This is a genomic window from Chryseobacterium capnotolerans, assembly GCF_021278965.1.
Classification (GTDB): Bacteria; Bacteroidota; Bacteroidia; order Flavobacteriales; family Weeksellaceae; genus Chryseobacterium; species Chryseobacterium capnotolerans.
The window spans coordinates 4681773-4705879 of sequence record NZ_CP065589.1 but is presented as its reverse complement, the minus strand read 5'-3'; the positions used below and the strand labels follow the sequence as shown (position 1 = coordinate 4705879).

At 36.8% G+C, this 24107-nt stretch carries 21 protein-coding genes; 3 read left to right on the top strand and 18 right to left on the bottom strand.

Features of this window, described 5'->3' with window-relative positions; genetic code table 11:
* Positions 1-3 precede the first annotated feature (3 nt).
* The 3 genes from H5J24_RS22530 to H5J24_RS22520 all read right to left on the bottom strand — a co-directional run bounded on the left by H5J24_RS22530 (position 4) and on the right by H5J24_RS22520 (position 2360).
* Entirely contained in the window at positions 4-510 is a 507-nt protein-coding gene (locus H5J24_RS22530; protein ID WP_068940818.1) for a GNAT family N-acetyltransferase, read from the bottom strand.
* Between the two features lie 6 nt (positions 511-516).
* Positions 517-1965, bottom strand: a complete 1449-nt coding sequence (sufB, locus tag H5J24_RS22525; protein ID WP_068940815.1) for a Fe-S cluster assembly protein SufB — start codon at positions 1963-1965, stop codon at positions 517-519.
* Positions 1966-2030: 65 nt separating this feature from the next.
* Positions 2031-2360 carry a HesB/IscA family protein gene (locus H5J24_RS22520; protein WP_047098035.1) on the bottom strand — a complete coding sequence of 110 codons (330 nt, stop codon included), beginning with the start codon at positions 2358-2360 and terminating at the stop codon, positions 2031-2033.
* Between the two features lie 216 nt (positions 2361-2576).
* On the opposite strand from H5J24_RS22520, the gene H5J24_RS22515 reads away from it, so the two are divergent.
* Both H5J24_RS22515 and H5J24_RS22510 read left to right on the top strand, forming a co-directional pair.
* Positions 2577-3518, top strand: coding sequence for a GLPGLI family protein (locus tag H5J24_RS22515; protein WP_082811031.1), 942 nt, complete (start codon positions 2577-2579; stop codon positions 3516-3518).
* A gap of 14 nt (positions 3519-3532) precedes the next feature.
* Positions 3533-4390, top strand: a complete 858-nt coding sequence (locus H5J24_RS22510) for a GLPGLI family protein (protein WP_068940810.1) — start codon at positions 3533-3535, stop codon at positions 4388-4390.
* A gap of 59 nt (positions 4391-4449) precedes the next feature.
* On the opposite strand, the gene ypfJ is transcribed toward H5J24_RS22510, so the two are convergent.
* From ypfJ to H5J24_RS22450, 12 genes are all read right to left on the bottom strand, one after another.
* A complete protein-coding gene (ypfJ, locus tag H5J24_RS22505) occupies positions 4450-5313 on the bottom strand; it encodes a KPN_02809 family neutral zinc metallopeptidase (RefSeq protein ID WP_068940808.1) in 864 nt (287 codons plus the stop codon).
* Positions 5314-5393: 80 nt separating this feature from the next.
* Complete coding sequence (locus tag H5J24_RS22500) at positions 5394-7472, bottom strand: LTA synthase family protein (protein ID WP_068940806.1); 2079 nt, start codon at positions 7470-7472, stop codon at positions 5394-5396.
* 213 nt (positions 7473-7685) lie between these two features.
* Positions 7686-8204: a 6,7-dimethyl-8-ribityllumazine synthase gene (ribH, locus tag H5J24_RS22495; RefSeq protein ID WP_065395674.1), complete on the bottom strand. Its 519-nt coding sequence runs from the start codon at positions 8202-8204 to the stop codon at positions 7686-7688.
* A 3-nt stretch (positions 8205-8207) separates the two neighbouring features.
* Positions 8208-8915, bottom strand: a complete 708-nt coding sequence (locus H5J24_RS22490; RefSeq protein WP_068940804.1) for a YfgM family protein — start codon at positions 8913-8915, stop codon at positions 8208-8210.
* Between the two features lie 206 nt (positions 8916-9121).
* On the bottom strand, positions 9122-9658 hold the full coding sequence (locus H5J24_RS22485) for an adenine phosphoribosyltransferase (protein ID WP_068940802.1): 537 nt from the start codon (positions 9656-9658) through the stop codon (positions 9122-9124).
* Positions 9659-10864, bottom strand: coding sequence for an NTF2-like N-terminal transpeptidase (locus tag H5J24_RS22480; RefSeq protein WP_068940800.1), 1206 nt, complete (start codon positions 10862-10864; stop codon positions 9659-9661).
* Positions 10865-11032: 168 nt separating this feature from the next.
* Entirely contained in the window at positions 11033-12364 is a 1332-nt protein-coding gene (locus H5J24_RS22475; RefSeq protein ID WP_045491796.1) for a hypothetical protein, read from the bottom strand.
* Between the two features lie 8 nt (positions 12365-12372).
* Positions 12373-13059: a c-type cytochrome gene (locus H5J24_RS22470; RefSeq protein WP_068940798.1), complete on the bottom strand. Its 687-nt coding sequence runs from the start codon at positions 13057-13059 to the stop codon at positions 12373-12375.
* Between the two features lies 1 nt (position 13060).
* Positions 13061-13582: a DUF3341 domain-containing protein gene (locus H5J24_RS22465; RefSeq protein WP_027371993.1), complete on the bottom strand. Its 522-nt coding sequence runs from the start codon at positions 13580-13582 to the stop codon at positions 13061-13063.
* Positions 13569-14966 carry an NrfD/PsrC family molybdoenzyme membrane anchor subunit gene (nrfD, locus tag H5J24_RS22460; protein ID WP_068940796.1) on the bottom strand — a complete coding sequence of 466 codons (1398 nt, stop codon included), beginning with the start codon at positions 14964-14966 and terminating at the stop codon, positions 13569-13571. The genes H5J24_RS22465 and nrfD overlap by 14 nt, the downstream gene beginning before the upstream one ends.
* A 25-nt stretch (positions 14967-14991) precedes the next feature.
* Positions 14992-18051, bottom strand: a complete 3060-nt coding sequence (locus tag H5J24_RS22455) for a TAT-variant-translocated molybdopterin oxidoreductase (RefSeq protein ID WP_068940794.1) — start codon at positions 18049-18051, stop codon at positions 14992-14994.
* A gap of 23 nt (positions 18052-18074) precedes the next feature.
* Positions 18075-19433: a c-type cytochrome gene (locus H5J24_RS22450; RefSeq protein WP_068940792.1), complete on the bottom strand. Its 1359-nt coding sequence runs from the start codon at positions 19431-19433 to the stop codon at positions 18075-18077.
* A gap of 182 nt (positions 19434-19615) precedes the next feature.
* On the opposite strand from H5J24_RS22450, the gene H5J24_RS22445 reads away from it, so the two are divergent.
* Positions 19616-20173 carry an SPOR domain-containing protein gene (locus tag H5J24_RS22445; protein ID WP_068940789.1) on the top strand — a complete coding sequence of 186 codons (558 nt, stop codon included), beginning with the start codon at positions 19616-19618 and terminating at the stop codon, positions 20171-20173.
* Between the two features lie 47 nt (positions 20174-20220).
* Here the strand turns inward: H5J24_RS22445 and H5J24_RS22440 are convergent, their stop codons facing one another.
* From H5J24_RS22440 to H5J24_RS22430, 3 genes are all read right to left on the bottom strand, one after another.
* Positions 20221-21498, bottom strand: coding sequence for a DUF6080 domain-containing protein (locus tag H5J24_RS22440; protein ID WP_228407582.1), 1278 nt, complete (start codon positions 21496-21498; stop codon positions 20221-20223).
* Between the two features lie 78 nt (positions 21499-21576).
* Positions 21577-22434 (bottom strand): T9SS type A sorting domain-containing protein, encoded by an 858-nt coding sequence (locus H5J24_RS22435; RefSeq protein WP_068940788.1) that lies wholly within the window; start codon positions 22432-22434, stop codon positions 21577-21579.
* A gap of 84 nt (positions 22435-22518) precedes the next feature.
* Entirely contained in the window at positions 22519-24060 is a 1542-nt protein-coding gene (locus H5J24_RS22430) for a protein adenylyltransferase SelO (RefSeq protein ID WP_068940785.1), read from the bottom strand.
* Between the last annotated feature and the right edge of the window lie 47 nt (positions 24061-24107).

The following is a 24107-nucleotide window of genomic DNA, read 5'->3' as shown; positions in this document are numbered from 1 at the left end:
AAATTATTTTTGAATTCTATATACTAAACTTTCAGGTTGACCAGGAACATCATTCAGAGTCCCGATTTTGATCATACCTGCCTTTTCCAAAACTTTAACAGAAGCTAGATTACTGGGACGAACAATGGCAAATACTTCTTCTTTATTGTCTTCATTCAATCCAAAATCTATAGCTTTCTTTGTGAATTCTGTGGCATATCCTTTCCCCCATGCCTGGGAAGCAAAACGATAGCCTAAATTCAATTTTTCTTCTTCTCCGTAGAGTCTGTAGCTCAGTCCGCCAAAACCAATTATATTTTCAGGATTGTCTTTTTCAACAATTGCCCAGCTTCCAAAACGATGGTTTTCCCAATGATCAAGCATTCTGGTAAATGTACTTTTTGCTTTTTCAAAACTCATCGGTCCGCTTGGATTATGAATATTGGTTTCAGGGTCATGATTAATTTCGAAGAATCTTTCAAAATCTTCTTTTGCGGGTTTTCTTAAAATTAATCTTTCTGTAGCGATCATGTTTTGTTATCCTACTGATCCTTCTAGTGAAATTTCAAGTAGTTTTTGCGCTTCAATAGCAAATTCCATTGGAAGCTTATTTAAAACTTCTTTACTGAAACCATTTACGATCAAAGCAATTGCTCTTTCTGTATCAATACCTCTCTGGTTACAGTAGAAAATCTGATCTTCTCCAATTTTCGAAGTGGTTGCTTCGTGTTCCAATTGTGCAGTAGGATCTTTAATTTCGATGTAAGGGAATGTGTGTGCTCCACATTCGTTACCCATCAATAAAGAGTCACACTGAGAGAAGTTTCTTGCTCCTTTTGCAGAAGGCATTACTTTTACCTGTCCTCTGTATGAGTTCTGAGATTTTCCTGCAGAGATTCCTTTAGAAATGATCGTTGACTTGGTATTTTTTCCAATGTGGATCATTTTGGTTCCTGTATCTGCATACTGGTGATTGTTCGTTACCGCGATAGAGTAGAACTCTCCGATTGAATTATCACCTTTCAGAATACAAGAAGGATATTTCCATGTTACAGCAGAACCTGTTTCAACCTGAGTCCATGAGATTTTTGCATTTCTTTCGCAAAGACCTCTTTTTGTTACAAAGTTGAATACCCCTCCTTTTCCTTCTTCATTTCCTGGATACCAGTTCTGTACCGTAGAATATTTAATTTCAGCATTGTCTAACGCAATCAATTCTACAACTGCTGCGTGAAGCTGGTTTTCGTCTCTTGATGGTGCTGTACATCCTTCAAGGTAAGAAACATAACTTCCTTCATCTGCAATCACAAGAGTTCTTTCAAACTGTCCTGTTCCTGCCTGGTTGATACGGAAGTACGTTGAAAGTTCCATTGGACATTTTACGCCTTTCGGAATATAGCAGAAACTTCCGTCAGAGAATACTGCGGAGTTCAATGCTGCATAGAAGTTATCTCCTCTGGGAACTACTTTTCCAAGATATTTTCTTACTAAATCAGGGTGATTTTTAATAGCTTCAGAAATGGAACAGAAAATAATTCCTTTTTCTGCCAATGTATCCTGGAATGTTGTTTTCACAGAAACTGAATCTATTACGATATCTACAGCAACTCCTGAAAGTCTTTTTTGCTCCTCGATATTAATCCCTAGCTTTTCGAAAGTCTTCAATAATTCAGGGTCTACCTGATCAAGGCTTTCCAATTCCGGCTTAGCCTTTGGAGCGGCATAGTAACGGATAGCTTGAAAATCCGGTTTTTCATATTTGATATTCGCCCAGTTAGGTTCTACCATTTTCAACCAGATTTTGAAAGATTCCAAACGCCATTCAGTCATCCATTCCGGTTCCTCTTTTTTAGCGGAAATGGCACGGATGATATCCTCATTTAAACCAATCGGGAAATCTTCATAATCAATTTTGGTTTCCCAACCGAATTCATATTTTTTATTTTCTAGATCGACTCTTAAATCGTCTTCAGTATATTTACTCATTATAATTTTTTAGATTTCAGATTTAGACCTCATATTTTCTGATGTCTAGGATCTTATGTCTTTTTCTAAAGACTAAATGATTCTCCACATCCACATGTTCTGGATGCGTTCGGATTGTTAAAAACAAACCCTTTTCCGTTCAATCCTCCTGAATATTCAAGAGTGGTTCCTGCTAAATAAAGAATGGATTTTTTATCGATGATAATTTTAATGTCATTATCTTCAAAAATCTGATCTGTGTCTGTTTTTTGGTTGTCGAACTTCAAAACATACTCTAAACCAGAGCATCCGCCGCTTTTCACCCCAACTCTTATATAATCTTCAGCAGGGTTAAAACCATCTTCCGTCATAAGTTGGATGGCTTTCTCCTTTGCATAGTCTGATACTTTTATCATTGTATTTATTTAGAATGATTTAATGACGCAAAAATACGAACTAATTTCCGCAATCTCAAATCGAAGATATCTATTTTAATGATTCTGATCTTCATAGACAATTTTTCTTCTGATGAACTTATGTTAAAGTTCTATAAATTTTCTTCTTGGATAGAGGTGATTTTGCTTTTGACTTTAACCTTGAAACGTATTTTTTATCTATAAAGAAAATGAATAATGAAACAAAAACTGAGTGTTTTTTGTGTATTGTTTTTTACAATAATGTCCTATGGGCAGACCATAAGATATGTGTATGCAACATTAGTGAATCCGGACTCAATTAATCTGGTAAGTATGAAAAGTGAAAGAACATTTCTTGATATTAAAGGGAATCATTCATTATTCATCAGTGAAAATAAGCTAAAACGGGATTCTCTTTTTGCTTCTTTTAAATCTGCAGTAAAAGAAAATAATAAAAAAGAAGAAAAAGATTTTTCAAAAATGGAAGGGAAAAAACATTTTGAACCCACTTTCTTCGATTATTTTATCTCTAAAAGTATTCCGGATCAGAAAGTGTATTATTATGATAAGGTAGCTGGAAAACAGATTTATTATCAGGAAGACAGACCTGTTAAATGGGTAATTTCCAATTCCGTAGAAAAGCAAAATGGCTATAATGCTCAAAAAGCAGTAGTGAATTTTGGTGGCAGGATCTGGACGGCTTGGTTTACAAAAGATATTCCTGTTTCTGATGGCCCGTATAAATTTTCGGGCTTACCAGGGCTGATTGTGAAACTGGAAGATGATAAAGGAGATTATAAATTTGATCTGGTTCAAAAAATAAATCTTAATAATGCATTTGAAGAACCAATAAGTACGGAAGCAAAACAAAGTACAAGAGTTAGTTTTCATGGGGATAAGGCTGCTCTGGAACTGGAATTTGGTAAAAACAGAAAAGTAATGAATATAAGTATGGGAAATAATGAGGAAGGAAATAGTGATGCTGGGAATGGAAGACATGCTGGTGGAGGTATGAGAGGTGGCGGTCACTCTGGTGGCGGAATGCATCATGGTATGGGTGGGAATCGTAGTTTTCCTATGCAAGATGCAAATATGGGAGATACCACTTTTAAGAATGGGGGTATCATCCAAAATCAAAACCCAATAGAATTGAATTAAATATAAAAATATAAATGAAAAAATTAGTTGTTATTGCTCTGGCGTTGTTTGTACAGCAGGTTTCTGCACAAAATAACCGATTTGTATATCAGGTAACGATGAAACCGGACGCTGAAAATAAAACAGACATTAAGACGGAAAATGCATATCTTGATATTGCTCAGGATAAATCCATTTTTTATTCTGAAAACAGGATCAAAAGAGATTCTATTATGCAGAAAGCCTTTCAAGGCGGTGGTGGAAGAGGAAGTATCAATAGAGATCAGATGGAAGGATTAAAATCCAACATCAATTATTCTGTTGAGAAAGATAAAGCTAACCAAAAGACTTATTTTAAAGACAGAATAGGACGTGACATTTATTCGTATGAGGAAGACAGACCTTTGAACTGGAAAATTTCTTCGGAAACTACAAAAATAGGAGAGTATAAGGTGCAAAAAGCTGAAACAGATTTTGCAGGAAGAAAGTGGACTGCATGGTTCACTACAGATCTTCCTTATCAGGATGGCCCTTATAAGTTTGGCGGTCTTCCGGGGCTTATTGTAAAAGTTGAAGATGATAAAGGCGATTATTCATTTGATCTGATGAAGAACTACAAGATTGCTGAACTTCCTGCCTTAAACCAGTTTGGAAATACTTTGAAGGTAAAAAGAAGTGATTTTGTCAAACAGCAGCAAAAGTTTAAGACTGATCCCATGTCATTTATGACTCAGGGAGGAGGATCAGGGAATATGGCTACAACGATGCGAATAGGAGGTGGAAGAGGCCCTGGAGGAGGAGGTAATCAGAACCCGGCTGATATGAGAAAACGAATGGAAGAAAGGGTAAAAGAGGAGGCTAAGAAAAATACGAATCCAATCGAATTGCAATAAATAAAAAGCGCCAGTGAATCAGTTCACTGGCGCTTTTGTTTATAATGTAAGTCTATTTATTATTTTAAAAGCTGGTTGAAAGTATCTCCCTGTCTGATATCGCCAGTGTTGTATCCTTTCATAAACCATTCTTTACGCTGAGCCGAGGATCCGTGAGTAAAACTTTCCTGATTCACATATCCCTGGCCTCTTTTTTGAATATTATCATCGCCTACAGCTTCTGCTGCATCTATAGCTGATTGAATGTCTCCAGGCTCAAGAATTTTTTTAGAGTCATCTGTACGTTTAGCCCAAACTCCAGCATAAAAATCTGCCTGTAATTCTGTAGCTACGGATACTCTGTTCATCTCTGCTTCGGAATATCTTCCGCTTCTTCTTAAAGCATCTACTTTTTGTGTAGTTCCTAAAAGCGTTTGTACGTGGTGTCCCATCTCATGGGCAAGAACATAAGCTACTGTAAATTCAGTTACTTTGGCTCCAAATCTTTGCTGCAGCTCACTGAAAAACTCCATGTCCATATAAATTTTCTGATCGGCAGGGCAATAAAAAGGTCCCATGGCAGATTGTGCTGTACCACATCCGGAATCTGTTGTATTTTCAAAAAGTACAATTCTAGGTTCAGAAAAATTCATTCCATTTTCTTTAAAGATCTGACTCCAGGTTTGGGTGTTCCATCCAGACATCATATCAACCATTTCCCCGATTTGTTTTTCCTGTACAGTAAGTTCTCTTTTTTCTCCTGTATTTCCTGAAGATTGTATGCTCCCGGAATTCAATATACCGGAAGGATCACCTCCCAAAAAGAAAACAATAGCTGCTATAATTAAGGTTCCGAGTCCGCCGCCTACAATCATACCGCCACCTCCGCCTCCGGAGCCACGGCGATCATCAACGTTGCCGCCTCTATCGTCTGTCCATCTCATAATAATATGTTTTTTGTGTTGTAAATTTATAAAATTAAAGCTTACGCCTGTTTATTAAGTTACCTTATAAAAGAATTATCTTATCGATTAAGCTGTTTGGTCTTTAACCAATAAGATGTTGACTGGTAGGCTGAAATAGCATCATTTACCAGTTTTTGATCTGTATTTTTCAACAGCTTTTCATCATAATACAACTTAAATTCAGGGGCAAGATCACTTTTTTCAAGTTCCAGAGAGTATTGTTTTGCTTTTTTCACCGGAGAAATGATGGTTAAACGATTATCTTTTACAAACCCAAGATCCTGGTAAGTAGCAATATAAGCTTTAGGCTGGAATTCGGGTTTGAAAACATCCTGTCCTAAGAATTTAGATTGGTAATTAAAATTTAATAATCCGAAAAGGGTAGGCATCACATCAATCTGAGACATCAATGCATCAAACTTCTGAGGTTGGATAAAACCTTCTGAAAATATCATTGCAGGGATTCTGTATTTATCCATCGGAAGTTCTGTTTTTCCTGCACTTGAGGCGCAGTGGTCTGCAATGATCACAAAGACTGTGTTTTTATACCAATCTTGCTTTTTAGCCATATCGAAAAATAGTTTTAAGGAGTAGTCCGTATATTTTACACCTCCTTCACGTGATTTTGAAGTTCCAGAAATATCAATTCTTCCATCAGGATAAGTGAAAGGTCTGTGATTAGAAACGGTCATCCAATGATTGAAGAATGGTTTGCCTGACTTTGCTTCAGCATTCATTACCTGAATGGCTTTTCTTGCCATATCTTCATCGGCAACACCCCAAACATTGGCAAAAGTAATTTCTTCAGGCTTAAAGTTGTTTCTATCTACAATATCATATCCGTTTCCACCGAAAAAATCCTGCATATTATCAAAATAACTATAACCGCCATACAGGAATTTAACATCATATCCTTTTGATTTGAATACACTTCCTGTAGTGAATTTATTTTTATTATCATTTCTTTTGATGATACTTTCTCCGGCTGTAGGAGGAATACAAAGTGTCAAAGCTTCCAATCCGCGTACCGTTCTGTTCCCTGTGGCATACAGGTTGGTAAACAGCATAGATTTATCAGCAAGGCTATCAAGGAAAGGGGTTATCTTTTGGGTATTCCCATAGTGTTCAAGGAAATCTGCAGAAAGGCTCTCAATAGATATCAGAACTACATTTTTCTTTACTTCCGGTTGTTCTGCTACAATATTTCTTGCTAAAGTATGTTGTGGATATTGGCTTAAGAAGTTTTTCTCTGCCTGTTGCTGATTAATCTGCGAGTAAAACTGGAAATAATCAAGTTCATTATGAGTGAATGCCCAGTAGAACTTAGGAAGTCCGTTGGCTTCAATTTCATCTGCAAAAACGTTGTCAGATTTGATCTGCATTAACGATGGCAGAGTTAGTAAGCTGATCGCACAAAGCAACGCAAAAGATCCTAATAAGATCAATTTCTGCTTAAAGTTAGGAAGCTCCAGTAATTCGTCTTTTGTTTTTTTATAGATCAACCAGGTAATCGTTAATGTAACTAGCATTATTCCTGAAAACAATGGAATGACAGGATAACTTTCCATAATATTTCCAATGACCTCATTGGTATATATTAGGTAATCTACAGCAATAAAATTGTAACGTACGCCGAATTCATTATAGAAGAAATATTCACTTACTCCATTGAAAATGATAAGTAGTACGTACAGCAATAATGTAATAAAATATAAAACGTTACGGATCTTGATCCTTTGTGTAGGAAGGAAAAGCATCAAACCGAATAGAAATGTCTTTATTCCTACAAAAGAAAGGGCTACTTCCGTTACAGAGCCTCCATATTGCTTGAAAATATTGTTCGGAATGAGCCAGATATATAAGAAAAATGCAACCAAGGCTCCAAAAATAATATATCCGTAAGGCTTTTTATATTTTGAGTTGGAGAGGAATAAAAAGTAGAGTGCAAGGATCGCACTGGCAAGGATAAAAACAAAAATATCGTTGATAAGACCTACAAACAGTACTTTAATGATCTCAAAGAATCCGAAACTGGCTGTGGTGATAGGATGAAAAAAGAATATTGTCCTTACAATCAAGGAAATAATCAGATAAAAAACTCCTAAATACAGGAAAGGTTTTATTTTTTTTAGAAACATGGATTTTGGTCTATACGATTTTCACAAAGATAGTTGTTGTGTACAAATTTTAAGTGAAAAAAAAACAAAACCTGATATTTATTATAAGATTTTAAGAATTCAGAGGTATGATTTAAACTAATGTTTAATAATATGGTCTTTATCCTTTCATCTTCCAACAAAAAAAGGACTATTAAAAAATAGTCCCGGTATATTGTTAAAGTAGGTCAACGATTAAGAATGTCCAAAACCGATGTTTCCTTTTTTATCGGATAAATTCTTTTTGAAATCAATCATTCTTAACGCAGTAACTGCTGCTTCTACTCCTTTATTCCCAAGGTCTCCACCGCTTCTTGCAATAGATTGTTCTTTGGTGTCATCTGTTAGTACGCAGAAAATGGTAGGAGTATCTGTCATGATATTACAATCTTTGATTCCTTGTGCTACAGCAGAACAAACATAGTCAAAGTGAGGTGTTTCTCCACGGATTACACATCCGATAGAGATGACAGCATCATATTTTCTTTCTTTGCAAAGCTGCATGCTTGCATAGCTTAGCTCGAAAGCTCCCGGAACAGGAAATAATTTAATGTTTTCTGGTTTTACTCCTTCTTTTTCAAGGATTTCCAAAGCTGCATCACGAAGATTGTACGTTACAAAATCATTCCACTCAGAAAAAACAATGCCGATAGAAAAATCTTCGGCATTGGTTATATGAAGTGGCTTGTAATCGGAAAGATTAACTGTTGCCATTTTTTAGTAATATTTAGTCATTTCAATGTAAGAATCAGACATTCCGTTGTCATAATCCTGGTATTTCTCGTCAATTGAAGAGAAGTATTTTTTAGCCTCTGCATTTTTCTTTAATCCTAAAGCTACAATACCTGCTTTTCTTGTGAAGAAGTAAGTAGTATAAGGGTCATCAGAAGCAGTAGCTGCTTTGTCTAATAATGATAAAGCTTCATCATTTTTGTTCAATCCTGATTTTGCATCAGCCATAGCTCCGTATTTCATTGCCATTAGCGTTTTGTTATCAGAAGAGAATTTATCTAATAGATCATAAGCTTCCTGGAACTTTCCTTCTTTGAATTTCAATAAACCAGCGTTGTAAGCAGATAGCTGTCCGATGCTTGTTCCAGAATATTCATTAGAAGTTCCGATGAAACCTGGGTTTGCAGCAGATTTTCCTCCTAAAGCTTCAGCGTTTTTATTTTCTGTAAGGTTTTTCTGAGCAGCTAGGAAGCTTTTCACAGCTTCAGCGTTTTTAGGAGCAACTACAAATTGCTTATATCCGAAGAATCCTAAAACTCCTAACACTAAAACTCCAAATATAATCCCTAACGGTTTTGAATATTTTTCAAGAAATCTCTCAGTGTTTAAGGCCTCTCTGTCAAGGTCTTTGAAGAACTCAACCGTTTCTTTACCTTCTTGCTCGTTCTGAGCATTCTTTCCCAATTTTGCCATAAGTTTTTAAAAATTGAATTGCAAATTTAATTGTTTCTTAGAGATTTACAAAATACTTTATTGGTATTATTATTTAAATCTTGAGAATTTGTTCTTATTTATCATAAAAAAGCTTCGACTCTGTTCAGTATGACATTTCTAAACCTGTGGTTTTTCTAGTAATTGTCATGCTGAGCGGAGCCGAAGCATATTTTTTATTCTGAATATTAATATTCTAAAATATGGTAGACCTCTGCGCCAAACTTTTTAAGTTTTTCATCTCCATTCAAACCTGTTAAACCAATCAGGAAACTGAATTGAGAAACAGTTGCCCCTTGTTTTTCTACTAATTTAGCAGCCGCTTCGGTTGTTCCTCCTGTTGCTAAAAGATCATCATGGATTAAAACTCTTTGTCCGGGCTTTATCTGTCCTTCACGGGTTTCGATAATTGCACTTCCGTATTCCAGGTCATATTTTTCTGAGATAACAGGAGGTGGAAGTTTTCCCGCTTTTCTGATTAAGATAAAAGGAACTTCCAATGCTACGGCAATTGCAATTCCAAAAAGGTAACCACGGCTTTCTATTCCGCATACTGCATCTATTTTTCCTTTACTGTGAGCAGCAAGGTCTGCAATTACATCTTCATAAAGTTTAGGATCTAAAAAGATAGGTGAAATATCCTTAAATTGAATTCCTGGAATAGGAAAGTCCGGAATATTTTCAATTGTTTCTTCTAGTCTTTTGATAAGTTCTGATGAAGCCATTTATGGGTTGATTTTATAGCTGGAAATTTTCCAGTCTCCATTTACATTTTTAAGTCCGAAAGTTACCTTTAATGAGGTTGTCTTTCCGTTTTTATCCGTTACATCATAAGTAGCATTTACACTCGCTCCATTTGGATTAGATGCACTGGTGGTAATATTTTTTACGCTTACATTCTTTACAGCCCCAAAACCTGAATTAGGATTGGAGAAAGACTCATAGCTTCCCCAGCTTGGGTTATTGGAAGCATCATAAGCTGCTTTAAGGTTTTGAGAACCTACACTGCTCAGGAATTTACTAACTGTATTTTTGGGATCCGCAGTGGGCTGCTTAGGTGATGCCGGAGCTGTCGGAGTTGCTGTACCAGGTTCTGTAGTTGGAGTTGGAGTAGTGGTTGCCGGATTATTAGGATCTACTACAGCACTTGGTTGTTGTGGAACAGCGGTTGTATCAGTTTTTGGAACAGCAGGAACTTTCAAGGCTGCTGCATTTACATCCAATCCGATTTTAGACATTTTGAATGTCTTTGCCGTTGTTTTTACAGAAACTGTGATATCGATTTTGTTATCTACTACTTTTGAAGCCGGGATAGAGGAGAATTTAAGGTTGAATCCCTTAAAGTTATTATCCTGCATCAGGTTTTTAGCAGTAGAAAGTCTTACTCCATTACTGAAAACTTCTAAGGTAGCCTCCAAACCTGCTCCTGTAAATGATACAGGGTTTCCTGCAGCATCTACTAATCTTGGAACGATCTGAATAGCTGTTGGAGATCCGTTTCCGTCATCTCCTGTTGGTCTTGTAACAATTGACAATGCTCCTGCTTTTACATCATTAGGGTCACTTTCTTTGGCTTTATCATCACCGAAGATATTCATTTCACCTAATGAAGGTGGGTTAGTACTGGCCCATTCGATTCCGTTTTTTTGTGCAACTTCATCAGCTAAGGTCATGATCTCAGGAACTTTTTTCCCGTTAATCAGTTTTCCAAGAGCTTTTAGCTCATTCACATCCCCATCAGCTTCCACGCCAAATGTTTTAAGTATATAAAGAGCTTCATTAAACTTAATCTGTTTAATGGTAGGTAGGCTGGAAGTCATATCATTGATACTTGACTGCAGCGTTTTAGTATTCGTAGCATCTACATGATCTTTCTTACATGCTGTAAAAAGCAACAGACTGAAAACAAGTAGAAAAGAAAACTTTTTCATTTTTATTTGGTTTGTTGCAAATTTACTAAAACCTTTATTAATAGTAGATTTTATTTTTTGATTTGTTATTGTCATCACATTGTCTTAAAAGTAATGGTTATAAGTGAATGTAAAAAAAAGACTGATTGTTTTAACAATCAGTCTTTTATAGTTTATTTTATGGAGTCCTTAGAAAGGATATTCATAAATTTCAGATTCGTGTAAGTATGGGTTTCCTGTAGGAATCAACTTCAGTTTAGATAAAGCTGAAAGTACAGTAAACATAAATAGTCCAGCTACGAATAAAACTGCTCCTAAGATTAATAAGAATACTTCAGGAGTGTTCCAGAATGGTCCTACCGTTCCCGGCATTACCATGTTGAAGTAATCTAAAAGGTGACCTAAGATAACTACTACTGCCATTGTGGTAACTACTTTGTAGTTTCTCTTAATGCTGCTACTTACTAATACCAATAGTGGTAATAAGAAGTTGATGATTAGCATTGGTAAGAATGTAGTACCATAGTGCTGGAATCTACCGAAGAAGTAATTAACCTCTTCAGGAACGTTTGCATACCAGTAAAGCATGAACTGAGCGAACCATGTATATGTCCAAAGCATACTTGTAGCGAAAAGGAAAACTCCTAAATCGTGTAAGTGGTTGTCATTGAACTGTGGTAAGAAACCATTTTTCTTAAGATAAACACTTAATAAAATGATTACAGCAATACCACTTGAAAGGCAGCTAACCATTGAATACCAGATATACATTGTAGAATACCAGTGAGGGTCAATAGACATCAACCAGTCCCAAGCCCAAGCAGCAGAAGCAAATCCGAAGAATGCAATATATCCTACTGCCCATCTGTAAAGCATTTGATACTCAACTTTAGATTTAGTATCGTCTACTTTTTTAGACTGAGCTTTAAGTTTCCATGCGAAGAAAGAAGCACCTACTACATAAATGATTGTTCTGATAGCATAGAAAGGTATATTCAAGAATCTTTTCTTTTCGAATAAAATTACGTCGAAGTGTGCAGATTCAGGATTCGTTAATTCCGGATCCATCCAGTGGAATAGGTGGCCATTGTGAGTGATGTTTAAAATCATCATAATAACCAGAATAGCCCCTCCGTAAGGAATATAAGAAGCGATAGCTTCCATTACTCTTGTAATAATAATTGGCCAACCAGCGTGGGCAGCATGCTGAATACAGTAAAAAAACAATACAGCACAACTTACTCCAAAGAAGAACACTGCTACAAAGTGCAGCGATGCTAAAGGCTGGTTATGAACCTGCATTGTAGCGTGCTCTAAGTGAGCAGCATGATCCTGCGGTCCAACCATTTCACTTGAGTGTGTAGGAGCATCATGTCCAGAAGCATGAACAGCTTCCATCATGTGTTCTATTTGCTCAGTAGAAAGTCCTTTGTTCATAAAGAAACCAATACCAAACAGAACTAAACCTACAACAAGAAGTATGATAGAAGTTGATTTTAATTTTGGTGAAAAACTATACATTTCTTTTCTTATTTTTTAGTTTCGGTAGTCGTTTCAGTTGCTGGTGCCGCCGCTGTAGCTGCTGCCGGTGCTGCTGCTCCTTTTTTGAAAGCACTCATCACATACATTGCTACTCTCCATCTATCTCCTGCGTTCAATTGTCCCGCATAAGATCCCATGGCATTTCTACCGTTTGTTAATACATAATGAACAGATCCTACTGTAAGCTCTCTATCAGCATAGTTTGGTACTCCAGAGAATGCTCCTGTTTGTACAATTGGTCCTTGTCCATCACCTCCTGTTCCGTGGCATGCAGCACAAGTGTGGTCGAACAATACTTTTCCTCTTTCAAGATCTTTAGCAGCATTAGCTGGATTTAGAGGAGAAGCAGTAAGTTTTTTAGAAGCATCATAACCAGCGTTGTACTCGTCAACATTTTTTGGTAATAAGCTTTCTTCAAAAACTCCATCTTTATTCTGAGCAACTGATCCTTCTACTGGAGAAAGACCTGTTGCACCATTATTCTTTACGAAAGCAGGAATTTCATTTTCATGATCTGAATACGCATCCTGAGCTTTCATCAATGGATCATAAGCTACCGGAAAATACATGTCCGGGAAATAAACCAATGGAGTGTTCTCCTTTGGTCCGCAAGAGTTAAGTAAAACTGTTGTTAAACCTAAAACTGCTGTAATTCTTAATACATTCTTTTTCATTTTAAGCGTCTTTAACAGTTATTTCTTCAACTCCAGTTTCAATTAGCAACTGTTTTACAGATTCTACATCTTCAGTTACGAATTCCATCATGAATTTATCATCAGTAGTTCTTGGATCCGGGTTCTGAGCAGGGGCTCCTGGATACATTTTGTTTCTAACTAAGAAAGTTAAAGACATCATGTGAGCTGCACAGAATACCATTAATTCGAACATTGGAACTACGAATGCCGGCATATTGTGTCCCCAGTCAAATGCTGGTTTACCACCGATGTTCTGAGGCCAGTCATGGTTCATCACATACCAAGTTAAAGTAGCACCAATAGTAACACCATAACAAGCATAGATGAAAGCTGCATCAGAAATTCTAGTTTTCTTTAATCCTAAAGCCTTATCTAGTCCGTGAACCGGAAACGGAGTATACACTTCGTTTATAGCGATTCCTTTATCGTTGAATGCTTTAACGCCGTTCATTAAATCGTCGTCGTCAGCATAAAGTCCGTATACAATTTTAGTGGTGCTCATCTCCTTCTTTTGCTTTATAAGTTTCACCTGAGATTTTCAAAATCGATTTTAATTCAGCCTGTGCAATTACAGGGAATGTTCTTGCATATAATAAGAATAATACAGAGAAGAATCCGATAGTTCCTAAGTATACACCCACATCAATGATCGTTGGTTTAAACATTGTCCACGATCCTGGTAAGTAGTCTCTAGAAAGGTTGATAACGATGATATCAAAACGCTCAAACCACATACCGATGTTGATGATCAAAGCAACAATGAATGTCCAGATAATGTTCGTTCTTGCTCTTTTGAACCAGAATGAAGCAGGAACTACAAGGTTACAGATGATCAATGACCAGAATGCCCACCAGTAAGGTCCTACAGCAGCACCTGGAGAAAGATATGTGAAATCTTCAAATCTAGATCCTGAGTACCATCCGATGAAATATTCAGTTGCATAAGCTACTGTTACCATACCACCTGTAAGAACGATTACGATGTTCATAATTTCGATATGATACATTGTAATATATTCTTCTAAGTGACAAACTTTTCTAGCTACCAACAATAGTGTCTGTACCATTGCAAATCCTGAGAAGATCGCACCGGCAACGAAGTAAGGAGGATAGATCGTAGAGTGCCATCCTTTAATTACTGAAGTCGCGAAGTCAAAAGATACGGTTGTGTGTACTGAGAATACAAGTGGAGTTGCTAAACCTGCAAGAACCAAAGAAAGTTCTTCGAATCTTTGCCAGTGTTTTGCTTTACCACCCCAACCGAATGCAAGGAAAGTATAAATCTTCTTAGTCCAAGGAGTTTTCGCTCTATCTCTGATCATTGCAAAGTCAGGGATTAGTCCCATGAACCAGAATACAGTTGACACTGAGAAATACGTAGAGATCGCAAATACGTCCCAAAGTAGAGGAGAGTTGAAGTTCCCCCAAAGAGAACCGAATTGGTTTGGTAATGGGAATACCCAGTATCCAACCCAAACTCTACCCATGTGAATTACAGGGAAGATTGCTGCCTGTACAACCGCAAAGATCGTCATCGCCTCTGCAGATCTGTTTACAGACATTCTCCATCTCTGTCTAAATAATAATAATACTGCTGAGATTAGGGTTCCGGCGTGACCGATACCTACCCACCATACGAAGTTGGTAATATCCCAACCCCAGTTAATAGTTCTGTTAAGCCCCCATGACCCAATACCTGTTCCGATAGTATAAGCGATACATCCGAATCCATAGATGAATAGAACTAAGGCTGCATATAATGAAATCCACCATAATTTACCTGCTCTTTCTTCGATAGGTCGTGCAATATCTTCTGTGATATCGTGATAAGTTTTGTGACCAATAATTAGAGGTTCCCTTATCGGAGCTTCGTAATGTCCTGACATTTTTTACCTATTTATTATTTAAACTTTATTTTTCTACTCTGTTTCTTACTTTAGTGTGATAGAACACGTTTGGTTTTGTTCCGATCTCCTCAAGTAAATAATATCTTCTGTTAGAGGCATATACCTTTCTAATTGAAGAATCTTTATCATTCATGTCTCCAAATGTCATTGCACCAGTAGAACAAGCTTTAGAACAAGCTGTCTGGAATTCTCCATCCTGCACTCTTCTTCCTTCTTTCTTAGCCTCAAGAATTGTATTCTGAGTCATTTGGATACACATTGAACATTTCTCCATTACCCCTCTAGTTCTAACAACTACATCAGGGTTAAGTACCATTCTTCCTAAATCGTTGTTCATATTGTAATCGAACTTGTCATTTAGGTTATAAGTAAACCAGTTGAAACGTCTTACTTTGTACGGACAGTTGTTTGCACAATATCTTGTACCGATACATCTGTTGTAAGCCATATGGTTTTGACCTTGCTTACCGTGTGAAGTAGCCGCTACCGGACATACAGTTTCACATGGAGCGTGGTTACAGTGCTGACACATTACTGGTTGGAAGATTACATCTGGATTATCAGCCGGATGGTTCAATGCCCCTCCGTCTCCGAATGCAGTACCATACAATTCAGGTACAGCCATTCCTTCTTTTAATCCTTCATATACTTCTACCTTCTGTCTTGAAGAATAATAACGGTCAATTCTTAACCAGTACATATCTCTAGACATTCTTACCTCTTCTTTACCTACTACAGGAACGTTGTTCTCAGCCTGACAAGCTATGATACATGCTCCACAACCTGTACAAGAGTTCAAGTCAATAGATAAGTTGAAGTGAGGACCGTCAGTATCATCAAATGCATCCCAAAGGTCGATTTTTCTCGCTGGAAGAGCTCCACTGATAGTGTGGTATTCCAAAGGCTTATTCCATCCTTTGTGCTCATCATCAAATGGTACGTTGATGAATTCAGCTAAAGGAACTTCCTTAGCGATTTCGTAACGACCCATTAATGTATTTTGAAGCTGGATACCTGCGAATTCGTGATCTTCTCCTGTTTTCTCGATTTTAACACCAGAAAGAACAAGGTTAGAACCATCGAATAAAGGATAAGCATTTACCCCTGTATCAGCAGTTGCTCCTGAGTTTTTCTTACCATATCCAAGCGCAAGACCTACTGATCCTTCTGCCTGACCTGGCTGTACGAATACAGGAACGTCTTTTATTGTAACTCCGTTTACAGTAAGGTTTACGATAGAACCATCTAACTGCATTCTTGCGTTAAGATCGTTATCGATAGCAAACTTTTCTGCATCTTTTGGAGAAATTGTCAAGTAGTTATCCCAAGACATTCTAGTGATCGGGTCAGGTAACTCTTGTAACCAAGGGTTGTTTGCCTGAGTTCCGTCTCCCATTGAAGTCTTAGTGTATAATACTAATTCTAATTCGGAAGCTTTGAAGTTTCCTAATTCAGCAACAGCCTGAGCAGCATTTCCACCTGCATAAGATAATGTTGTTGAGTTAGTAGAAGGGTTAATACCGTTATATAATGCTTTGTTGAAAGAAGTACTACCTAAAAGAGAAGCAGAGTTTGCCTTTAAATAGTCGTAGTAGTTATTAGCAGCATTGTTCTTACCATTCTTCCAAACCAATAGAGATTCTTCAATCTGTCTTGATTTGTAGATCTTCTGGATCGTAGGCTGCATTAATGAATATACACCAGTCTGTGGTTCGATATCTCCCCAAGACTCTAACCAGTTTGCCACTGGAATAACAGCCTTAGCTGCTTTGTACATTTCATTTTTCTTATCAGCAACAGCAATTACGTAAGGAACTTTAGATAAAGACTTTTTGAAGTCTTCTCCTTTTGGATGAGCATAGATAGGATCTACGTTGTTGGTAACTAATACGCCAACTTGTCCACCGTTTACCCAACCTAGGAATTCCTGGTATCTTGCACCGTCAAATTCTTTTAGGAAGTTTGCTTTACCTGTGAAAGCTACTGAACCTAATTTTTGGTTGATTAAGTGTGCTAAAACCTGTGCTCCCTTAGAACCATCAGCGAAAACAACAGCTTTGCTTCCTTTTGCTTTCAGTTCGTTTGCAATTTCAGTAGCCGTCTTATCAGAAGTACCACCACCTACGATTGCATTGTAAACTTCAACTAAAGTTTTGTTTACAGCACTTGGCTTTAATCTATATCTTGAGTCAGCGTTAGCACCAGTTAAAGACATGTTAGATTCCACTTGGATGTGTCTCAACATGTTTGCTCCTGGTTTTCTAGCCGCAGCATAAGAAGTCTCTAAGCTTGACGCGTTATAATCTCCTAAGAAATCAGCCTGGAAAGAAACTACCAATTCAGAACCGTTAAGGTCATAAACAGGTAATGCTCTTTGTCCGAAAACTTCCTGAGCAGCATCTAGTCCTGCAGCATACGGATATGCATCGAAAGTTACTAATTCAGCTGTAGGATATTTAGCTTTGAATTCAGCGAATAACTTTTTGAAAGTTGGGGAAGCAAAAGAGTGTGATAAAACCACAATCTTTTTGCCTGACGCTTTAGCTTCTTCCAAACCTTTGATCACGAAACTGTCTACTTTATCGAAAGTTTCATCTTTACCGTCTAGTTTAGGCTGTTTTACTTTATCATTATCATAAAGAGAAAGTACACTTGCCTGAGCTCTTGCGTTAGTTTTACCTAAATCACCACCAGCCGGGTTTGGTTCAATCTTGATTGGTCTACCTTCTCTAGTTTTTACTAAAACACTAGCAAAGTCGAACCCATCAAAATATGTTGAAGCGTAATAGTTAGGGATTCCCGGAATAATATCATGCGGCTTTACCACATAAGGAATCGTTTTGATTACCGGAGCTTCGCAGGCAGCTAAAGTAACTGCTGCTGTAGAGAATCCTAGTAATTTAAGGAAATCTCTTCTTGAAGTACTTGATCCGTTTGTCTCAGCATCTCCAAGGAAATCTTCTACCGGAATTTCTTCCTGAAACTCTTTCTGAGCCAGCTTATTATTCAAAGCTGGATCTTTAAGTTCATGAATACTTCTGAATTGTATTTTGTTTGAAGCCATTTATACTTCTAATTTTTTAGTTATTAATAATGACATTTACCACACTCAAGACCTCCAATTGCATCTACAGTGATTTTACCTCCATCTTGTGGATATTGTTTTTTCAACTTGTCGTGTAGATTTTTGAAGTACTCTTTATTATAACCGTTGTTCATATCAACCTCAGTAGTTCTGTGGCACTCGATACACCATCCCATAGTGAAGTCGTTAGCCATCTGAACAACATTCATTGTATCAATTTTACCGTGACAAGCTTTACAAACAACATCAATTTTGTTGTTAGGGTTCTTCTTGTTGAAAGAATTGATGATTGCTTGTTCACCAGCAATTACGTGCTGAGAGTGGTTGAAGTAAACGAAGTCTGGCATGTTGTGGATTCTTGTCCATTCAACCGGTTGTGTTTTTCCTGTGTATTGTTGTTTAGCAGGATCCCAACCTGTTGCAGCGTAGATCTTCTGGATTTCGCCGTCATAGAATGCCTTATCTTTTCCTGGCTCCATGTAGTGATCTGCGTTGTATTCAGAAATTGTTCTGTGACAGTTCATACAAACGTTCATAGAAGGAATCTCAGATACTTTTCCGTATTTAGCACTAGAGTGACATAATTGACAGTCAATTTTTTGCTCTCCAGCGTGGATTTTGTGAGAGAAGTAGATAGGCTGCTCAGGTTTGTAACCTTTGTAAACCCCGATCCACATTAACCAGTTCCAAACTCCGTAAGCAGCAAGAATAGCAAGAATAGCTATTAATCCTTTTCCTACATAATGGAACTTCTCATACATTTCCTTGAATGAACGAACTCTTGTTTCGTTAAGCCCTGTTAATTCTTCAGATTGACCTAGTTTTACTAATTGTCTTAGTTTAACCAAGATCCAAACTAATAGACCTGCAATGGCTAAAAGTGAAATAACAACGATGTTTGTTGTGCTTTTGTCTGCAGGAGCTGCCGTAGCTGCACCAGCTGCAGGAGTTGCTTCCGCTTTTTTCTCTTCCGGAGCCGGAGGATTAGTAGTGAAAGCTAAAATGTCATCAATATCCTTCTCCGTAAGATTAGGAAACTGTAACATTTCAGTTTTATTATACTTTTCAAAAATTTCATTGGCGTATTTATCCCCTGAAGCTCTTAGAGCTTTGTTGTCTTTGATCCACTTATGAAGCCAATCTCTGTCTACACCACCTTCTGTCTTTACACGTTCTACAACCCCCTTTAATGGTGGGCCAATTACCTGTTTGTCCAGCGCGTGACATGCAGTACAATTCGCTTTGAAAAGTTTCTCTCCGTTTTTAGGATCGCCGTCTTGCCCGTAAAATGAAGCACTGGTTGATAGCAATAAGCCTATTGCGATCAACGTTTTTTTATAATGCTTTCTCCAACTAATCATTTAAATTATCTTATGTTAGTAAATTATTGAAACATATCAATTCCGCAAAAATAATATTTTTAACAGAAATTTAACGGCATATAGAAAGGGGAAAATATCATTTACGTTTAATTTGTATTGATTCTAAATAACTCGTTTGGTATAGTTTTTTAATTTGTATAAATTTGCGGAAACAAGTTTAAATGAGAAATTTGATCAAAATATTTTCGATATTATCGTTGTTTGGTTTTTATAGTATTGAAGCCCAGCAGGTTGTTAAAAAAGATACGCTTTCAGGAACAGAGCTTGTCATCACTATGGATTCCAAAATAAATGCTGCTTTGGAAGGAGTTGAAGATAAATGTTCAAAGGTTGTGACTAATAATCCATCTAAGGATTATGGTAATAATGACTCTGGTATTTCTTCAGGTATCAGTACAAAACCTCCCAAAATCTATGTGCCGAATAGAGAATTAACGAATGCAGAAATCTGTAGAAAAAATCCTAGAATTTTAGGCTATAAAATTCAGATTACAACAGTAAAAAGCAATGAAGAAGCTAATGAAGTGAAGTCTTATTTCAGAAAAAGATTTCCTAATCTGAAAGTGGAAACAGATGCTTCTTTAAGACCTAATTATAAGATTTTAGCTGGAAGTTATTTCACTAAGCAAAGTGCTGCGGGCGATCTTTCTAGAATAAGAGAGTATTTCAAATCTGCAGTAGCTGTACAATACAGAATCTTCTGTTCAGAAGCAAAGTAATATTGAATATTTTAAAATATATAAGCCGGGAATTATCCCGGCTTTTTTTATTGATAACAGGTTTCTAGGAACCAAAAGAATTCTGACATTCTGTACAGATTGTTTATAAGTAAATAAACCAACATGAAACAGAATATTAATGTTAAGAAGGCTATGGTTCTTGGAGAGGATCTGTAGGCATAGAAGAGCCGCCCAATAAGCAATGGGTACACAAAAACAAAATGTCCGCCATAGATGTATGAGGTATGAAGCCCGAATCTCATGATGCAATGGATGATGATATCAAAGAAAAATGAAATCATGATAACTTGAACCCATTTGTTTTTAAAATTCTTTACATAACTCCAACTTATCAGTATTAATAATAGTACAATGAAAATATAGGAGATTGCAGATGAATAGAGATCCATGTAAAGACCTTTAAAATCGAATCCTTTCATATTGTGTTTGTCTGAAATAATGAAGCTTGGGAAGAGAATATTGCCGCCAAAAAAGAAAGATAAAATCATATCCCATGTTGGCATAGACTCTACATTAGAAAACTTTTCATATTGTTGGTTGGTCTTTGAAAATATATTCTGGTATTTAAAATCAATTCTATAAAGATAAAGCAGTGCGTAAATAATGATGGCTATTATTGCTCTTGTAATAGCGCTGCCTATTTTTTTCCAGCTTTTAAAGAGTCCTTTTTCGAAAAGTACCGGAATAAAAACTTTTGCAATGTTGGTAATGGTAAGTCCTCCAATGGTAATGCTTGCTAGAGATAAAGCGCCTGCGGGTATTTTCTCTTCTTTTCTGAGTTTTATTGCCGCGTAATAGTTATACAACGAAAGCAAAAATAATGTGTAGGTAAAATTCTCAGGAGTGAAGGATAGGATAATGTTGGTAGAAAATATCCCGAAAAATAAAGTGATTAAAAGACTATAGAATAATGGAAGTCTGATGATATTCTTAAGATATTTAAAAATCTGAACAACATTCAAGGTGATAATGATATTGCTGAGCCAGGCAAGAGATAGTCTAAAAGTCATATCCATTTTTCCTCCTGATATAAATAAACAAAACTCTCTGACCCAGTTAAAAAAATAGTAGGATAGAGGATGTCTTTCAAAGCTCCCTCCGGTCATCAATATTGATTTGTTGTCAAAACTGAAGTAAGCATCCCAGGGAATTCTACTGTCAAAGATAATTCTGTAATGAATGGCAATATAAGAGCCAAGAATTCCGTAGCAGGTAATGAAGAAAAGGAAAACTCCCAGTTCTGTATAAGAGGAAGGAAAAACCAGCCTCAAAAAATTAATAAATTTTGTCTTGATTAATGACACGTGTCGTATTTTTTTGCAAAAGTAAAATAAAAAACCACCAGAATTGGTGGTTTTAGGAAGATTGTATACACGTTATGATTATTGTTTGATAATACTTCTTGTAGAAGAAGATCCATCTGTAAATATTACTTTCAATAAGTAAGCTCCTTTTGGAAGTGAAGAAATGTCAGCTTTTTCATTGTGGTTTTGTAATAATGACTTTCCTGTCATATCAAATATTGTTGAAGATTTGATATTCTTATCTGTTTTGATATTTATTTCTCCTTTTGTTGGGTTTGGATAGATTTCTAATGATGTTTTTTTAGATGAAACTTCATGAGTTCCTAATGTTCCGTTTGTAAGAACCTGTACGTCGTCTATGGAAACAGCGTCAGCATCTGTTGCTGTATATCGGAATCTTATCTGAACATTAGTTTGTCCTATATAGGCAGCCAAATCTTTCTGAACTGATACAGTATTGTAGAAGTCGGTGTCCTCATTACCATCACCATCATCAATAAATCCTGTTTCAGTATCTTCTGCCCATAATGTTGTCCATGTTGCACCCCCATTTGTGGATACTTGTGCAATCAGATCTCCTAAGTTTTGATTGATCATATAGGACCAGCCTACTACTACTTTGAATTTTAATACAGGAGCTGTAGCACCTGCTAAGCTAAAAGTGGGACTTGTAAGATTAGCTGTATTAGATGCAGAAGCATAGTCAATTGCTGCAGATGTAGTATTGCCAATAGAATAGGTAGCTATAGCATTGGCTCCACTCGAAGGAAATGTTGAAGCTGAATTGGATGGGCCCCAAGGGTTTGATGTCAGTGTAGCTGATCTTGTCCAGCCAGTTGGAGGGAATGTTCCGCCATTAAAATTCTCAGATAATACAGTTTGAGCGCTGCTGTAAACGCTTGCTAATAAAGCTAAGGATAGTAGAATTCTTTTCATGTTAAAATATTTTTCTAAAATTAGTGAAAATATTTAATATGATGTGAATAATTCAATATTTACCCTGTTTTTATATTGTTTTTATCAAGAACTGCACGAAAGTGTAGAACATCCTGCAGTATCATCATAGCCTGATGGTCTTTTAGTAGAAAACTCAGGAAATACTTCTTCATAAGGGTTTTCCAATGCTTTTATGAGTTTGTTCAACATTTCTGTTTGACCATTATTAATTTCCTCAATGCATTCATAAAGCAGATAGTTTCTTAAAATGAATTTTGGATTGGACCTCGCCATCATTTGTAAAGATTCTTCTCTTGAAATGGTATTTAAACCTAACCTGGCCTCATAACTTTCAATAAATTTTTTGAGTTTTCTCAATTTATCTTCATTTAGAAAAGAGTAGGAGATCTTGCTGAAGTGCTCTTTTAAATCCATATCAGCGGTTAGTTTTTCCAATTGATTGAAAAATAAAGTATGATCCAGTTCCAGTTCCTGCATTAATCCCTGCCAATTGGTGAAAAACTCTTCATCATCTTTTCTCAATTCATCAAAACCAAATTTTCTGCAAAGCATTTTGTCATGAGCTTCCCAAAAATAATTACCATATCTGTTTAATGTATTTTCTAAAAATTTTTCATCCTTAATTATTGGATGAAGGGCATTGGCTAGCTGCCACAGGTTCCATTGAGAGATCTGTCCCTGTTTTCCAAAGGCATATCTTCTTCCCGGAAGATCGGTGGTGTTGGGAGTGAAATTTAAATCATATTCATCCATCATGGAATAGGGCCCATAATCAATTGTTAGGCCCAAAATAGACATGTTGTCCGTATTCATGACCCCATGTACAAATCCTACTCTGAACCATTCCACCATAAGATTGGCTGTGCGGGTACAAGCGCTTTCAAAGAAGTCTTTATATTTTTGAGTGTCTGATGATGCGATTTCCGGATAATAATTTTCAATAGTGAAATCCAAAAGTTCCTGCAGGGTTTTATATTCCTGTTGGGCTGACATCAGTTCAAAGTGGCCGAAACGAAGAAAGCTTTCAGCGGTTCTGATCACTACAGCTCCTTTTTCCAACTGTGGATTTCCGTTATACATAATATCACGAACAACATCTTCACCAGTAAATGCAAGACTCAACGCTCTGGTTGTAGGAACGCCGAGGTGAAACATGGCTTCACTCATCAGATACTCTCTTACGGAAGATCTGAGTACAGCCCTTCCATCTGCATGTCTGGAATAAGGAGTTGCACCTGCTCCTTTCCACTGGATTTCTGTTCTTTTTCCTGAACTGTTGGTAATCTCACCAGCAAGTATAGCTCTTCCGTCTCCAAGCTGACCTGCCCAATTTCCAAACTGATGGCCTGCATATGCAGTAGCGTAGGTTTGAATATTATCTGGAAGGTGATTTCCCACTAAGAACCCAAGATCTTTCTCTTCGAACTTACCTAATCCTATTTCTTCTGATAAAGCTTCATTGAAGGCTATTAACTGAGGATTGTCAAAACCGGCAGGCTGAGTCGTTGAAAATAAAACCTTAGGTGTATTTCTCTGCATAGGATTATTAGAGAAGTCTCCTGGAAATTTCTTGATGAAAGGCTGGCTGATGTGTTCAATATTCATACTTCAAAGGTATTAATTATAAAAGAAAAGACCTTCCAAATGATTGA